Source organism: Kitasatospora sp. NPDC059462 (assembly GCF_042749955.1).
Classification (GTDB): domain Bacteria; phylum Actinomycetota; class Actinomycetes; order Streptomycetales; family Streptomycetaceae; genus Kitasatospora.
Genome location: NZ_JBHYUU010000187.1, coordinates 1 through 15663 on the forward strand (window position 1 = coordinate 1; position 15663 = coordinate 15663).

The following is a 15663-nucleotide window of genomic DNA, read 5'->3' on the forward strand; positions in this document are numbered from 1 at the left end:
CTGGGGGTGCTGCGGGTGGTGTCCTGTATGTAGGCCTGCGGCTCGGGGTCGGCCGGCGCCGCGGGCACCCGGCCCGCGGCGCCGGCCGGCAGCGCGTCCGCCGACAGCACCGTGACGCCGGGGATCGCGCGTTCCAGCGCGCCGCGCACCCGCTTCAGCTCCGGATCGACGACCAGGACACCGGCCCCGGAGTCGGCGAGGATGCCGGCCACGTGCTGGACGTAGCCGTCCACGCCCCCGTATCCGAACGGCAGGGCGATCGACAGCGGCACCGCCCCGAGGTACTGGGCCCCGAAGAGCAGCCGCAGGAAGCCGCTGCCGTTGTGCATGACGAAGGCGACCCGGTCCCCCGGGGCGATGCCCAGGGAGGCCAGCCCGGCCGCGGTGACGCGGGACTCCGCGAGCAGGTCGGCGAGGAGGACCCTGCGGTCCTCCTCGACCAGGGTGAGGGTGGACGATCCACCCCGGCTTTCCAGCAGTTGGAGCAGCGTTGCGGTCATTGCCGTTGTCCCTTCCACCTGTCTGGGGGGCTCACTGCTACTTGTCGGCACCCGCCGGCCTGGGCAGGAACCGGACGCCGAGCGCCACCGCGGCCGCGGCCCCGGCCAGGACGAGCACGCTCACCCCGTAGGCCATGCGGTAACCGTGGTGGTCCGCGTCGGTGAGCGCCTCCCTCGCCTCGGGGCCGGGTGCGGCCAGGGCCTCCCGGCAGGCCGCGGACTCGGCGGCCGCGGCGGGGTCGCCCTCGCCCTGGGCGATCACGCACTCCCGCAGGCTCGCGGCGACGCTCGCACTGGTGGTCGCGGGCAGGTGGTCCGCGGAGTTCCGGGCGGAGGAGCCCAGGGTTCCGAAGAACACCACCCCGATCAGGGCGACGCCCAGGACCGCGCCGACCTGCTGACCGGTGCTCAGGGTCCCGGAGGCGGACCCGGCGTCCGAACTGCGGATCGAACCGAGGACCAGTCCGAGCAGCGGGGCGAGCGCGAGACCGAGGCCGAAGCCCGCGACGACGAACGAGGGGATGAAGTACCAGCCCTTGAGTCCGTTGCCGGCCAGCAGCGTCGTCAGGCCGACGGCGAGCACACCGAGGGACCACACCAGGGCGCCCACGGTGACGGAGACCCGGCCGCTCCTGCGGCGTGCGAACGGGGTCGAGGAATAGTAGCCGACGAGGGAGCCGACCGCGAAGGGGGCCATCACCGCGGCCACCGTCAACGCGCTGTATCCGTAGGCGAACTGGAGCAGCAGCGACTGGTAGAGGAAGAAGGAGGTGATGCCCGAGTAGGCGAGCATGTACATCAGCAGACCGACGGTGAACGCCCGGTCGCGCCACAGCGACGGGGGGATCAGCGCCGACTGCGTCCGGCGGTGGACCCTGGCGCAGCGCAGCGCGAACGCCGCGAACAGCGGGACGGAGACGACCATCAGCGCGAAGCTCCACCACGGCCAGTCGCGCTCGTGGCCCTCGATCAGCGGGAAGCACAGGCAGGCGAGGGCCGTGACGATGAGGAGCACCGCCGGCAGGTCGAGCTTGCGGGCCTGTTCCGAACGGGACTCGGGCAGGTAGAGCAGTGCGGCGACGAGCGCGACGATGCCGATCGGAAGGTTCACCAGGAAGGCCGGCCGCCAGCTGCTGCCGAACAGGTCGAGCTGGATGAGCACGCCGGAGAGCATCGGGCCCACGATGGTGGCGGCGCTGACGACCATGCCCAGCGCGGCGAACGCCTTGGGGCGGCGCTCCGGCGGCACCACGACCTGGATGACGGTGAGGGTCTGGGGGTACATCAGGGCGGCGGTGAGCCCCTGCAGCGCCCGGGAGGCGATCAGCATGGACGGGCTCTGCGCGAGTCCGCAGGCGGCCGAGGTCAGGATGAACCCCGCCAGGCCGATCACGAACAGCCGTTTGCGTCCGTAGAGGTCACCTAACCGGCCGCCGGTGATCAGCAGGACCGCGTAGGTGAGCTGGTAGATGGCGACGACCCACTGCACCTGGGAGAAGCTCGCGTTCAGCTCGCTCTGGAGGACCGGGGCCGCGACGTTGACCACGGAGGAGTCGGCAAGCACGAGGAACGCCGCAACCAGGACGATGGCGACGGAGAGACCCGGCGGTCGCGACCGGGCCACCCCCGTCTGCGCCGGCGCGAGCATGCTGTCGGTCAAGACTCCCCCTCGGTGGTCTTTCTCGGTGGCCTTCACGGCCTGAACAGGTGTGCCGGTCCGCTGCGCAGCGACGCCCGGCACCCGCGTCACGGCACCCCGATGCCCCCCTTCCGCACGGTGCGGAGAGAGGGGACGCCGGGGGAAAGAGGTGGCGACCGAGGACTCAGAGGGCCTGGAGCCACTCCCGGGTGACGCCCAGGACCTTGGGGGCACCACTGTCGAGGCTCTCGATCAAGTGCGCGATCGTGCGTGCGGCCAGGGCCTTCCGCATGGCCATCTCGGCCTTGGACATCTCGATCTGAACGATGCACGGAAGCCGGCCGCTGGTCATGCCCAGCTGGGCGCCGACCCCGTTGTCGCGGATCCCGGTGCACTGGAACAGGTCGGCCGGCCCTTCGACGGCGACCACGATGTCCATCAGGGAGATCTCACCCGCCGTACGGGCGAGCGAGAAGCCACCCTGCACCCCTGGAGTAGAGCGCAGGATACCGGCCCGCACCAGCGACTGGAGCTGCTTGGCGAGGTAGGCCTTCGGCAGACCGTGGAACTCCGCCAACGCACCGGCCTGGACGGGGGCTCCGGCAGGGGCGCACGCCAACGTGATGCAGGCATGAACCATCCACTCGACGCCCGCTCCCATCTTCATGACATCGAGGATAGCGGATGTCTTGGTTCAGACAAGCGGCGTTCCGCCCGGCCGGATCCGGCACTCCTGCACCCTTTGCCCGCCTTGCCGGGTTCGACCCCTTCATGTACATGTCGGGACATTGCGGCTCGAATATCCATAATGGCAAATTCATGCGCGGTGAACCTCTTCAATTTGTTCGTTGACGCGGCGAAATCCAGCCCGTACTGTCACTCGGAGCCCTGCCGTGCAGGGTCTCCTGATGCATGACCGGAAAAATCGGGCGCCGGCCGGTGCCGCTGGAGTGGCATCGGCCGGGCGACGGGATTTCCGATTTCCGGTCGGTCGCGAGCGCATTCCGGTATTCCGCAGGAGAATCGACGGGGGTTCCACTTTCCATGTCCAGCGATCACACCGTGTCCGGTCCCCGCGCCTACACGCCGTTGACGGAGCAGGACCGCCGGGCCCGGGCCGCGGAGAGCGGCGGGGAGCCGGTGCTCGACTTCAGCATCGGCCGGGTCAACGAGAACAGCACACCCTACATCGACTACCACAGCGTCGACACGCTCCTGAGCCTCCAGCACCCCCGGACCGACGAGCCCGCCGAGCTGACCTTCTACATCGTGGGCCAGGTCCAGGAGCTGCTGTTCAAGCTGATGTTCACCGAGGTCAACCGCGTCCGGGACCTGCTGTTCGAGGACGACCTCACCGAGGCGATGCGCTTCCTGCGCCGGGTGGCGTCGGTCGAGCGCACGCTCACCGCCTGCTGGGAGCCGGTCAGCACGCTGACGCCGGCCGAGTTCCTCGGGTTCCGCGACGCGCTGGGCGCCGCCTCCGGGTTCCAGTCGTACATGTACCGGCAGCTGGAGTTCTCCCTCGGGAACAAGGACCCGCGGATGGCCGAGGCCTACCACGCCGTGCCGTGGCTGCACGAGCAGGTGTCGGAGGTCCTGCGGGCGCCCAGCCTCTACGACGCGGCCCTCTCCGTCCTGCACCGCCGCGGTCTCATTCCCCGGAAGTGCCTGAACGAGCGCTACGCCGAACCGTACGAGCCGGACGTCCTGGTGGAGGACGCCTGGGCGGCGGTCTACGGCTCTCCGCGGCAGCACCACGAACTCTATGTGTTCGCCGAGGCCCTGGCCGATCTGAATTACCACTACTCCCGCTGGCGCACGACCCACCTGCTCGCCGTCGAACGCATCATGGGCTACAAACCGGGAACCGGCGGAACACTCGGCGTGGAATGGCTCCGCCGGGTCGCCGAACACCGTTTCTTCCCAGAATTGTGGAGCGTCCGCACCCGACTCTGAACGGAAAAGGCGCGACTTTCATGAATGTCTACGGAAAGTACGACCAGGAAGCCCTGGACATCCAGTACTCCCCCAGTTCGAAGGTCGACGACATCAAGCCCTTCCTCACCGAGTACGCCGCGCGCAGCCGGCGGACCCGGGAGGAGCTCGCGGTGCGCCGCGGGATCCCGTACGGCCCCGAGGCCTGCGAGACGCTGGACTTCTTCCCGGCCGACGGCCCCGACGCCCCGCTCCTGGTCTTCGTCCACGGCGGGTACTGGCAGGAGCTGAGCAAGGACGACTCGGCCTTCCCCGCGCCGGGGGCGGTGGCGGCCGGTGCCGCGTTCGCGGCGCTCGGCTACGGGCTCGCCCCGCACTACTCCCTGGAACAGATCGTCGGCCAGGCCCGCCGCGGCCTCGAATGGCTGGTGCGGCACGCGGACGACCTGGGCGTCGACCGCCGGCGCATCCACCTCGCCGGGCACTGCGCGGGGGCCCATCTGGTGCTGTCCGCGCTCCTGGACGACTGGCGGCCCGACGGACGGCATCCGGCCGACGTCTTCGCCGGGGCCGTCCTGATCAGCGGGGTCTACGACCTCGAACCGCTCCGGCTCACCTATGTGAACGAGCCGCTGGGGCTCACGGAAGTGACGGCCCGCCAGTTGAGCCCGCTGCACCACCTGCCCGACCGGCTCCCGCCGCTCGTGGTGGCCCGCGGCGGCGCCGAGACGGACGAGTTCTGCCGGCAGCACGGCGAGGCGGTCGAGGCGCTCGGGCAGCGCTCGCCCGGGATCCACGACCTCGTCGTCCACCACCGCAACCACTTCGACATCACCTTCGACCTGACCGACCCGGCCACCGCGCTGGGGGCGTCGGTCCTGCGGCCGCTGCGGGCGGCCGCACCGGACACCGGAACCGCCGGAACCGCCGGACCTGCTGAACCCGCCGGACCTGCTGAACCCGCTGAACCCGCTGGATCCGCTCGGACCACGACCTGACCTTTAGGGGGCTTTCTCCTCATGAACAGCGACAACCGGATTCAGAGCGTCGTCGTGCTCGGCGGCGGCACGGCCGGCTGGATGTCCGCCGCGTACCTGGGCCGGGCTCTCGGGCAGACCGTCAAGATCACGGTGCTGGAGGCCCCTGAGGTCCCCAGGATCGGCGTCGGCGAGGCCACCATCGCCAACCTGCAGAAGGTGTTCTTCGACTTCCTCGGCCTGCGTGAGGAGGACTGGATGCCGGAATGCAACGCGAGCTTCAAGATGGGCATCCGGTTCGTCAACTGGCGCACCCCCGGCGCCGGCGAGGCCGTGGGCCGCCCGCACGCCGGCGGCAAGGACCACTTCGACCACCTCTTCGGGCTGCTGCCCGAGCACGACAACCTGCCGCTGTCCCACTACTGGACCCGCAAGCGGCTGAACGGCGAGACCGACGAGCCGTTCGACCGGGCGTGCTACGTGCAGCCGGAGATCTTCGACCGCAAGCTCTCGCCGCGCCGCCTGGACGGCACCAAGGTGGCCAGCTACGCCTGGCACTTCGACGCCAACCTGGTCGCGAGGTTCCTGCGCCGCTTCGCCACCGAGAAGCAGGGCGCCGTCCACATCGAGGACACCTACGTCAGCGCCGCGCTCGACCAGCGCGGCCACATCACCTCGATCACCACCGCGTCCGGCCGCACCCTGGAGGCCGACCTCTTCGTCGACTGCTCGGGCTTCCGCAGCCTGCTCATCAACCAGGTCATGCGCGAGCCCTTCCTGGACATGGGCGACCACCTGCTCAACGACCGCGCGGTGGCCACCCAGGTGCCGCACGACGACGAGGCCCACGGCGTGGAGCCCTTCACCTCGGCCATCGCGATGTCCTCCGGCTGGTCCTGGAAGATCCCCATGCTCGGCCGCTTCGGCACCGGCTACGTCTACTCCAGCCGGTTCGCCACCCAGGACGAGGCCACCGAGGAGTTCTGCCGGATGTGGGGCCTCGACCCCGAGACCCAGCCGCTCAACCACATCAGGTTCCGGGTCGGGCGCAACCGGCGCGCCTGGGTGAAGAACTGCGTCGGCATCGGCCTCTCCTCCTGCTTCCTGGAGCCCCTGGAGTCCACCGGCATCTACTTCGTCTACGCGGCGCTCTACCAGCTGGTCAAGAACTTCCCCGACAAGAGCTTCGACCCCGTTCTCGTCAACCGGTTCAACCGTGAAATCGAGACCATGTTCGACGACACCCGGGACTTCATCCAGGGGCACTTCAGCTTCGCCCCGCGCAATGACACGCCGTTCTGGCGCGCCTGCAAGGACCTCGAACTCGCCGAGGGCTTCAAGGAGAAGGTCGCCCTCTACAAGTCCGGTCTCGGCGTGAACCTCCCGGTGACCGACGAGAGCAACTACTACGGCAACTTCGAGGCCGAGTTCCGCAACTTCTGGAGCAACGCGAACTACTACTGCGTCTTCGCCGGTCTCGACTACCTGCCGGACCGCCCGATGCCCGCGCTGGCCCACCGGCCGGACGCCATCGCCGCCGCCGAGGCGAAGTTCGCCGACGTCCGCCGCCAGCGGGACGAGCTGGTGGCCACGCTGCCGACGACCCACGAGTTCCTGCGCCAGCTGCACGGCAAGTGACCGTAGGCGGCGGCCCGGAGCCAGCCGGGCCGCCGCCCCGCTCCGACCTCCCGGAGGTCCGCATGACATTCCGCCGCCGGCCGGCGACGGCCGCCGTGTCGAAGGCCGCCGTGTCGAAGGCCGGGTCGACGGCCGGGTCGACGGCCGACGGAGGCGTTCGGCCGTGAACGCCACCTCTGCGGCCGAGCCCGAGCCGGTGTCCCCGGAGGCCTTCCGCGGACTCATGGCGGAGTTCCCGACCGGGGTGGCCGTCGTCACGGCCCGCGACGCGGACGGCCGGCCGTGGGGCATGACCTGCTCCTCGCTCTGCAGCGTCAGCACCTCACCGCCGACCCTGCTGCTCTGCCTGCGCGCCGAGAGCCCCACGCTGGCCGCCCTGCTGGAGAGCGGCGCCTTCGCCGTCAACCTGCTGCACGGCGGGGCGCGGCAGGTCGGCGAACTCTTCAGCTCGGGGGACGCGGACCGCTTCGACCGGCTGCCCTGGGCCGCCGGCGACGGCGGCCCCCACCTGTCCCGCCACACCCATGCCATCGCGGACTGCCGGGTCGACCGGACCGTGGACGGCGGAAGCCACCTGGTCGTCTTCGGGCGGGTGTTCGGCGTCACCACCACGGACGGGCACCTGCCGCTGCTCTACGGCCGCCGCCAATACGGCAGTTGGACCGGGGCGCAGGCGGCCGCGACCCCCTCGCCCGATCGGAGAGCTCTCGGATGACCAGCCGCAGCCACGCCCAGGAGCTCGACCGGGCGGACCCGCTCGGCGGCGCGCGCAAACGCTTCGACCTGCCCCCGGGCGTCGTCTACCTGGACGGGAACTCGCTCGGCGCCGCCCCCGCGGGCGTGGCCGACGCCCTCGCCGGGTTCCACCGGCAGTGGCGCGACCACCTGATCAAGGGGTGGACGGACGACGGCTGGCTGACCGCTCCCCTGCGGGTCGGCGACCGGATCGGCCGGCTGATCGGTGCCGCGCCCGGCCAGACGGTCACCGGCGACTCCACCTCCGTCCAGTGGTTCAACGCGCTGACCACGGCGGCCCGGCTCAGGCCGGACCGCCGGATCGTGCTCGCCGACACCGACGCCTTCCCCACCGACCGCTACCTCACCGACTCGGTCGCCCGGCTGCTCGGCCTGGAGGTCCGCGCGGTCCCGGCGGGACGGTTCGGCGCCGCGCTGGCCGAGCTCGGCGAGCGGGTCGCCGTGGTCGCCGCGAGCCCGGTCGACTTCCGCACCGGCGAACGCCTGGACCTCGCGGAGGTCACCGCCGCCGCCCACGCGGCCGGCGCGGTGACCGTCTGGGACCTGTGCCACGCGGCCGGCGCGCTCGACATCTCGGTGGACGCCGCCGGGGTGGACCTCGCCGTCGGCTGCTCCTACAAGTTCCTCTCCGGGGGCCCGGGCGCCCCGGCGTACGTCTACGTGGCTGAACGCCACCGCGCGGCCACCGACCAGCCGCTGACCGGCTGGCTCAGCCATGCCGCGCCCTTCGACATGGCGGCCGGCTACCGCCCGGCCGCCGACATGTCGCGGTTCCGGATCGGCGCGCCGCACATGCTGTCCCTGACGGCGCTCGACGCGGCGCTCGACGCCTTCGACGGCCTCTCCATGGCGGACGTCCAGGCGAAGAACCTCGCGCTGGGCACGTTCTTCATCGCCTGCGCCGACGCGCACCTGGCCGGCCGGGGCTTCGACCTGGTCACCCCGCGCGAGGGGCACCGGCGCGGCAGCCAGGTCACCCTGAGCCACCCCCGGGCGGCCGACCTGATGGACGGCCTCGCCGCCCACGGCGTCATCGGCGACGTCCGCCCCCCGGCCCTGCTGCGGTTCGGCTTCAACAGCCTCTACGTCTCCTACACGGACATCCACCGAGCGGTCATGGCGCTGCGCCTCCTGACGGAGCCCGCCGACGCCTGACGCGGACGGCCGACCGGTCCCGGCACCGTACGAGTTCATCGGAGAGATCAATGTGGTTCAGTGACATCCTCGACCGGCACTGCCAGCAGCGCGGTGACGCCCCGGCCGTCGTCGAGGGGACGAGCAGCCTCAGCTGGCGGCAGCTCAGGGCGGCCGCCCAGTCGGTGGCGGCCCACCTCCGCGACCGGGGCGTCGGGCACGGTGACCCGGTCGCCGTGCACGCGCGCAACAGGTTCGAGGTGATCGTGGCCTACTTCGCGCTGGCGCACCTGGGCGCCCCGTTCGTCCCGGTCAACCACGCCATGTCCCCGGCCGAGTTCACCGAGGTCGCCGAGCGCCTCGGGGTGCGGCACGTGATCGGCGAGCGCCGGCTGGTCGACCGCCTCGGGCTCGACGCCGCCCGCACGACCGTCTTCGAGTCGGAGGAGTTCCGGCGGGCCCTGACCACCGAGGTCCCGCTCACCGCGCCGGCCGCCTCCCCCTCCGACCCGCTGGCCTACCTGCTGACCTCGGGCACCACCGGGAAGCCGAAGGGCGTGCTGCAGACCTCCGAGGCGCTGCGGCAGATGACCCTCTCCTGGCTGGCCGAGGCACGGGTGGACGACAGCGTCCGGCTGCTCAACCTCAACTCGCTGGCGCACGGCGGCGTCACCGTGACGTTCCACTACCTCGCCGCCGGGGCGACGCTCCACCTGATGCGCGAGTTCCAGCCGCGCGCCGTGCTGCGCACCATCGCCGAGCAGGAGATCACCCACCTGTGGATGGTCCCGCAGATGCTCCGCTTCCTGATGATGACCGTGGGGCCCGACGCCGTCGTCGAGAACCGTCTGCGCGAGATCATGTTCGGCGCGTCCCCGATGAGCCAGGACCTGCTGCGCGACGCCGCGCGCGCCTTCGGCTGCGGCTTCCGCAACATCTACGGCATGACGGAGGCCGGCGGCACCTTCTGCACCTGGTCGGTGGGCCCGGGGGCGCCGGGGGCGGACACCGTGCCGCGGGAGTCCAGCGGCCGCAGCGTGCCGGGCATCAGGGTGGAGATCCACGACGAGGACAACCGCCCGCTGCCCCTCGGCGAGATCGGCGAGGTGTGCGTGCTGGCCCCCGGACGGATGTCGGGCTACGTCGGCGATCCCGTCGAGACCGGCCGGACCGTCGTGGACGGCTGGGTCCGCACCGGCGACCTCGGCGTGATGGACGCCCACGGCTTCGTCCACCTGAAGGACCGCATCAAGGACGTCATCAAGCGCGGCGGCCAGAACGTCTTCCCGGCCGAGGTGGAGAACGCCATCGCGGGCTTCGAGGGGGTGCGCGACACGGCGGTGATCGGCGTCCCGGACGAGGTCTGGGGCGAGGTGCCGCTGGCCTTCGTCGTCACCGAGGACCCCGCCTTCGCCGCCGCCCGGCTCCTGGCCCACCTGCACGGCCGGCTGGCCTCGTACAAGCTCCCCCGGGAGGTCGTGATCGTCCCGGAGATCCCGCGCAACGGGGCGGGGAAGATCCTCCGCCGGGTCCTCGCCGAGCAGACCGCCGAGCAGACCGCCGGACAGAGCGCCGAGCAGGCCGGGGCGCGCCGATGACCCGCACGCCGCCCGAGGGCCGCCCGAGGCGGGTCGCCTGCATCGGGGCCGGGCCGGCCGGCCTGCTCGCCGCGACGCAGATCAAGGCGGCCCGCCCCGGCTGGAGCGTCGACGTGTACGAACGCGCGCCCGAGGGCGAGACCTACGGGTACGGCGTGGTGTTCTCGGACACCGCCGTCCGCACCATCGACTTCATCGCGCCCTCCCTCGGCCGGCTGCTGGCCGCCCAGGTCACCTGGGACGCCGTCGAGGTGCGGGCCCGTGGCCGGCGCCACCGCAGCGCCGGCCACGGCTACGTGGCCCTCTCCCGGCACCGGCTGCTCGCGGAGCTGGCGGGCCGGGCGGCCGGGGCGGGAGTCGCCCTGCACTACGGGGTCGCCGCCGACGCGGAGCTGCTGAGCGCCGAGTACGACGTGGTGGTGGCCGCCGACGGCGCGGCCAGCCGGACCCGGCGGGCCCTCGCCGGGGAGCTGGGCGCGCGGACCGGGCTGGGCCGGTCGCGGTTCGCCTGGCTCGGCACCGCGGCCGAGTTCGACGCCATGACCTTCATCTTCGAGGAGACCGCCCACGGACCGGTCGTCGCCCACGGCTACCCGCACGGGGACGGCGTGAGCACCTTCGTGGTCGAGCTGCCCGCCACCGGCGACCCCGCAGCCGCGGCGGAACGCGAGCGGCTGGAGCAGGACCTCGGCCACTGGTCGGACGTCTTCGCCGAGCACCTCGCCGGACACCCCCTCCAGGCGAAGGACCTGCGCTGGGCGAACTTCCCCGCGGTACGGCTCGACCGCTGCGTGCGCGGCAACGTGGTGGTCATCGGCGACGCCTCCCACACCGTGCACTACTCGGTGGGGTCGGGCACCCGGATGGCCCTGGAGGACGGCTACTACCTGGCCCGCGCGCTGCACCGCCACGAGGTCGTCGCCGACGCGCTGGCGGAGTACGAGCGCAGGCGGCTGCCCAGCGTCCGCGCCCTCCAGGACGCCGGGGAGCGCAGCATGCGGTGGTTCGAGAACGCTCCGGCCCACCTGGAGCGGCCGGGCGCGCAGTTCTCCGTGCACCTGCTCAGCCGGGCCGTCCTGCCCGTCGCCGCGAGGGTCCGGGCCGAGGCCCCGGACCTCGTGGACGAGGCCACCCGGGTGGTCGCCGGGGGTGACTACCGGCCCGCCCCGGACGGCGCGCTGGCGCTGCCGCTGGACGTCGGCGGGCTCCGGCTCCCGGGGCGCCTGGTGCTCGACCTCGGCGACGGCACCCCGGAGGGCGCGGTGCCGCAGGACGCGCCGTACGGCTGTGTGCTCGCGCCGCCCGGGCGCCCGGCGGGCGGCGCCGTCGTCACGGCGGACCGGCTGGCGGACCACCTGGCCGGCCCGGCCTCCCGGCACTCCGACGCCCCGCCGCCGTTGGTCGTCGTCGACATGGGCGTCTGCCCGCCGGACCCGGCCCGGGCGGGCGGCGAGGCGGCGGCGCTGTCCGCCGCGGTCGCCGACCGAGGCGGCGGCCGGGCCCCGGGCGCGGTGGTCGCGGTGCGCAGCACGGTCGCCGCCACGGGCGGCCCGGCGTCCGGCGGGGCCGTGGAGGCGCTGCTCGCCCGGCTGCGCGCGTTGCGCTCGGCGGGCCTGTGCGAGCTGGCCGACCTCGACGCCGGGCCCGGCGGGGGCGCGGACCCGGAGGCGGTCCTCGACGCGCTCGAATGGGCCGACGCCGTGCGGTCGGCGCTCGGGATCCCGGTGATGCTCAGTGGCTTCCGGGCGCGTCCGGACCAGGCGGAGCCGCACATCCTGGCGGGGCGGATCGACGCCTGGTGCGTGCGCGGCGCCGCCCGGACGGAGGGCGGGGCCTGACGCGGCGGGCCGGGAGCGGGGATTCCCGCACGGATCACGGACGCCCGCGGGTGCGACGGGGGCCGGGGCGCGGCCCGGGGTAAGGCCCGCCTAGGCTGTATGCCGAAGCAAAACGGGCGAACCGGACCCACCCAGGGGCCGTGACGAGGGAAAGCAGGACCCGCCGATGGGCGACGGAATGTCAGGCATGCACCACCACGGCGGGATGACCGAACTCGGCCCCTTCTCGCTCTCCAACGTGCTCACCTGGTCCCCCGACTGGGTGTTCCTGATCGGCAGCCTGGCCGCGCTCGCGCTGTACGTCACCGGCGTGGTCCGGCTGCGGCGGCGCGGCGACGGCTGGCCGGTCGGGCGCACGGTGGCCTGGGTGCTGGGTGTCGGCTCGGTGATCCTGGTCACCTGCACGGGTCTGAACGACTACGGCATGGTGCTGTTCAGCGCGCACATGATGCAGCACATGGTGCTCTCCATGCTGTCGCCGATCCTGCTGCTGCTCGGCGGGCCGATCACCCTGGCGCTGCGGGCGCTGCGGCCGGCCGGCAAGGGGCGCCCGCGCGGGCCGCGCGAGCTGCTGGTGGCGCTGCTGCACTCGACCTACGTCAAGGTGATCTCGCACCCGGCCTTCACCATCCCGCTGTTCATCGCGAGCCTGTACGGCGTCTACTTCACCCCGCTGTTCGACTTCCTGATGCAGTACCGGCTCGGGCACATCTTCATGATGGTCCACTTCCTGGCGACCGGGCTGGTCTTCTTCTGGCCGATCATGGGCGTGGACCCGGGCCCGCACCGGCCCGGCCACGTGATGCGGATCATCGAGCTGTTCATGGGCATGCCGTTCCACGCGTTCTTCGGCGTCGCGGTGATGATGGCCAACCACCAGCTGGTGAACACCTTCACCACCGAGGGCGCGCCGCCCGGGACGGACCTGCTGGCCGACCAGAAGCTCGCGGGCGGCATCACCTGGGCGTTCGGCGAGATCCCGACCGCGATCGTGCTGATCGCGCTGGTCTACCAGTGGATGGGCTCGGAGCAGCGGCTCTCGCGCCGCCGGGACCGCGCCGAGGACCGCAGCGGTGACGCCGAGCTGGCGGCGTACAACGCCTACCTGGCCTCGCTGGACCAGCGCAGCCGGCGCCCCGCGGCCGACGCCGGCTGAGCCCGGCCCGTTCCCCCCGGGAGCCCCCGTCCGATCACGGACGGGGGCTCCTGCGTGTCCGGGGCGGGTGCGTGTCCGGGGCTCCTGCGTGTCCGGGGCGGTCCTCAGGCCGCGCCGCCCGGGGCCTGCCGGGCGAGGCCGGCGACCAGGATGTCCAGGCCGAACTCGAAGCGCTCCTCGCCGACGTTGCGGGTGAGCGCGGCGGCCATCGAGGTGATCATCGGGTAGCGCTCGTCCGGGACGGTCGCGAAGTAGGCGCGGATCCGGTCGGTGAACTCCTGGGTGTTCGCGCCGCCCCGGCTGGAGGCCTCGAAGGCGGTCGCGGTGGTGTACAGGCCGAGCAGGTCGACCCCGTAGGCGGCGGTCTGCTCGTCCAGGCCGCCGGCCCGCAGCATGGCGAGCATGGCCTCGACGATGTCCATCGCGTGCGGGGTGACCGGGACGTTGGCGACCACCGCGGCCCTGGCCAGGTCGCGGTGCGACAGCAGGGCCTCCCGGGAGCGGCGCAACAGGTCCTTGATCTGCTCCTGCCACCGGGCCGGGTCGGCCGGCTCCAGCTCGATGCCGGCGTAGGCGAGGTCCAGGACCAGCTCGACCAGCTCCTCCTTGGAGCCGACGTGGGCGTAGAGGCTGGCGGCGCCGGTGCCGAGCTCCTGGCCGACCCGGCGCATGCTGAGCGCGTCCATGCCCTCGGTGTCGACGATCCGCAGCGCCGCCTCGACGATCCGCTCCTGACTGAGCGGCTGCCTCCGGGGGGCGGCCTTCGCCTTCCCCTGCCAGTGCTCGGGCCAGCCGGAACGCGGGGCGGCACTGCTCATGGGGGCTCCTTCGGGGTCGGCGACGGATCCCAGATTACTTGACACGAACACTGTTCCATGGGAGAACACTGTTCGTTGAACCAAACAGCGTTCGTTCCGACGAACAGCGTTCGTCGACAGCTCTGATTCCGGAGACCGCCTCCATGACCAGTCAGACCGCCCCACCCCGGGCCCCCGCACCCCCGACCGCCGGCCACCGGCTGCGCTGGGCGGGCCTCGCCGTCGTCCTCGCCGCCGAGGTGATGGACCTCCTCGACACCACGATCGTCGGCGTCGCGGCGCCCTCCGTCCGCCAGGACCTCGGCGGCAGTGACGCCCAGATCCAGTGGATCACCGCGTCCTACACGCTCGCCTTCGCCGTCCTGCTGATCACCGGCGGCCGGCTCGGCGACCTCTTCGGCCGCAGGCGCCTGTTCGTCCTCGGCGCGGCCGGCTTCACCCTCGCCTCGCTGCTCTGCGCGGCGGCGCCCGGCGCCGGCACCCTGATCGCCGCCCGCACCGTGCAGGGCCTGTTCGCGGCCCTGCTCATCCCGCAGGGGCTCGGCCTCGTCAAGGCGATGTTCCCGCCCGAGCAGCTCGGCGCCGCGTTCGGGCTGTTCGGCCCCGTGCTGGGCCTCTCCTCGGTGCTCGGCCCCACCCTCGGCGGCTACCTCACCGACGCCGACCTCTTCGGCCTCGGCTGGCGGACCGTCTTCCTGATCAACCTGCCGCCCGGCCTGCTCGCGGTGCTCGCCGCCACCCGGATCCTGCCCGCCGACCACCTCACCCGCACCCCCGGCGCCGGGCGGCTGGACCCGGTCGGCGTGCTGGTGCTCGGCCTCGCCGTCCTGCTGCTGGTCTACCCGCTGGTCCAGGGCCGCGAGCTGGACTGGCCGCTGTGGACCTTCCTCTCGATGGCCGCCTCGGTGCCGGTCCTGTGGCTGTTCACCCGGCACCAGCGCGGCGTGCTGCGGCGCGGCGGCACCCCGCTGGTCGAGCCCTCGCTGTTCGGCAAGCGGGCCTTCGTCTCGGCGCTCGCCACCGGCCTGGTGTTCTTCGCCGCGCTCTCCGGGCTGCTGCTGGTCTTCACCCTCCACCTGCAGCTCGGCCTCGGCTGGACCCCGCTGCACGCCGGGCTCTCGATGATCCCGCTGTCGGTCGGCGTGGTCGTCGGCGCCGTCCTCTCCGGCGGCCTGCTGGCGCCCCGGTACGGCCGCCGGGTGCTGCATGCCGGGATCGCCGTCGCCGTCGCGGGCGCGCTCGGTCTCTGGTTCACCGTCGAGCGCGGGGACGCGGGCCTCACCAGCTGGCAGCCGGCCCCGGCGCTCGCGCTGACCGGGCTGGGCCTCGGCCTGATCATGGCGCCGTTCTTCGACATCGCGCTGGCCGGGGTCGAGGAGTCCGAGACCGGTTCGGCCTCCGGCGTCCTCAACGCCCAGCAGCAGCTCGGCGGCTCGGTGGGGGTCGCCCTGCTCGGCACCGCGTTCTTCGGCTGGGCCCGCGCCGACGGCTTCCGGCACGCGGCCGGCTGGACGTACGGGCTCGTCGCCGCACTGCTCGCCGCGGCCTTCCTGACCGCCTTCCTGCTCCCCCGGCACGCCCGGCCGGAGGACGGGGGGCACTGAGCGCCCCGCAGGGCCATGCGGTCCTCATGGGCCCGGCGCTCCGGGGCGAGCGCGAGCCGACGCACCGGGA

The 15663-nt window shown here is 72.7% G+C and carries 13 protein-coding genes; 9 read left to right on the plus strand and 4 right to left on the minus strand.

Annotated elements, in window-relative coordinates:
- The 3 genes from ACFXAM_RS32030 to ACFXAM_RS32040 all read right to left on the minus strand — a co-directional run.
- On the minus strand, positions 1-500 hold a 500-nt coding region (locus ACFXAM_RS32030; RefSeq protein ID WP_380296558.1), incomplete at its 3' end, for an AMP-binding protein.
- Between the two features lie 37 nt (positions 501-537).
- On the minus strand, positions 538-2160 hold the full coding sequence (locus tag ACFXAM_RS32035) for an MFS transporter (RefSeq protein ID WP_380296560.1): 1623 nt from the start codon (positions 2158-2160) through the stop codon (positions 538-540).
- Between the two features lie 163 nt (positions 2161-2323).
- The gene (locus ACFXAM_RS32040; protein WP_380296561.1) at positions 2324-2806 is read right to left on the minus strand and encodes an RrF2 family transcriptional regulator; all 483 of its coding nucleotides are present in this window, start codon (positions 2804-2806) and stop codon (positions 2324-2326) included.
- 377 nt (positions 2807-3183) lie between these two features.
- On the opposite strand from ACFXAM_RS32040, the gene ACFXAM_RS32045 reads away from it, so the two are divergent.
- The 8 genes from ACFXAM_RS32045 to ACFXAM_RS32080 all read left to right on the plus strand — a co-directional run bounded on the left by ACFXAM_RS32045 (position 3184) and on the right by ACFXAM_RS32080 (position 13171).
- Entirely contained in the window at positions 3184-4095 is a 912-nt protein-coding gene (locus ACFXAM_RS32045; RefSeq protein ID WP_380296563.1) for a tryptophan 2,3-dioxygenase, read from the plus strand.
- A 20-nt stretch (positions 4096-4115) separates the two neighbouring features.
- The gene (locus tag ACFXAM_RS32050) at positions 4116-5072 is read left to right on the plus strand and encodes an alpha/beta hydrolase (protein WP_380296564.1); all 957 of its coding nucleotides are present in this window, start codon (positions 4116-4118) and stop codon (positions 5070-5072) included.
- Positions 5073-5093: 21 nt separating this feature from the next.
- Entirely contained in the window at positions 5094-6689 is a 1596-nt protein-coding gene (locus tag ACFXAM_RS32055; RefSeq protein ID WP_380296566.1) for a tryptophan halogenase family protein, read from the plus strand.
- Positions 6690-6852: 163 nt separating this feature from the next.
- The gene (locus ACFXAM_RS32060; RefSeq protein ID WP_380296568.1) at positions 6853-7404 is read left to right on the plus strand and encodes a flavin reductase family protein; all 552 of its coding nucleotides are present in this window, start codon (positions 6853-6855) and stop codon (positions 7402-7404) included.
- Positions 7401-8600 (plus strand): kynureninase, encoded by a 1200-nt coding sequence (locus tag ACFXAM_RS32065; RefSeq protein ID WP_380296570.1) that lies wholly within the window; start codon positions 7401-7403, stop codon positions 8598-8600. The genes ACFXAM_RS32060 and ACFXAM_RS32065 overlap by 4 nt, the downstream gene beginning before the upstream one ends.
- 50 nt (positions 8601-8650) lie before the next feature.
- Positions 8651-10177, plus strand: coding sequence for a class I adenylate-forming enzyme family protein (locus ACFXAM_RS32070; protein ID WP_380296571.1), 1527 nt, complete (start codon positions 8651-8653; stop codon positions 10175-10177).
- Entirely contained in the window at positions 10174-12015 is a 1842-nt protein-coding gene (locus ACFXAM_RS32075; RefSeq protein ID WP_380296573.1) for an FAD-dependent monooxygenase, read from the plus strand. The genes ACFXAM_RS32070 and ACFXAM_RS32075 overlap by 4 nt, the downstream gene beginning before the upstream one ends.
- A 187-nt stretch (positions 12016-12202) precedes the next feature.
- On the plus strand, positions 12203-13171 hold the full coding sequence (locus tag ACFXAM_RS32080; protein ID WP_380296577.1) for a cytochrome c oxidase assembly protein: 969 nt from the start codon (positions 12203-12205) through the stop codon (positions 13169-13171).
- 104 nt (positions 13172-13275) lie between these two features.
- Here the strand turns inward: ACFXAM_RS32080 and ACFXAM_RS32085 are convergent, their stop codons facing one another.
- Positions 13276-13989 carry a TetR/AcrR family transcriptional regulator gene (locus tag ACFXAM_RS32085; RefSeq protein WP_380296575.1) on the minus strand — a complete coding sequence of 238 codons (714 nt, stop codon included), beginning with the start codon at positions 13987-13989 and terminating at the stop codon, positions 13276-13278.
- A gap of 143 nt (positions 13990-14132) precedes the next feature.
- Between ACFXAM_RS32085 and ACFXAM_RS32090 the strand changes: the two genes are divergently transcribed.
- Positions 14133-15593, plus strand: coding sequence for an MFS transporter (locus ACFXAM_RS32090; RefSeq protein ID WP_380296576.1), 1461 nt, complete (start codon positions 14133-14135; stop codon positions 15591-15593).
- The last annotated feature ends 70 nt before the right edge of the window (positions 15594-15663 follow it).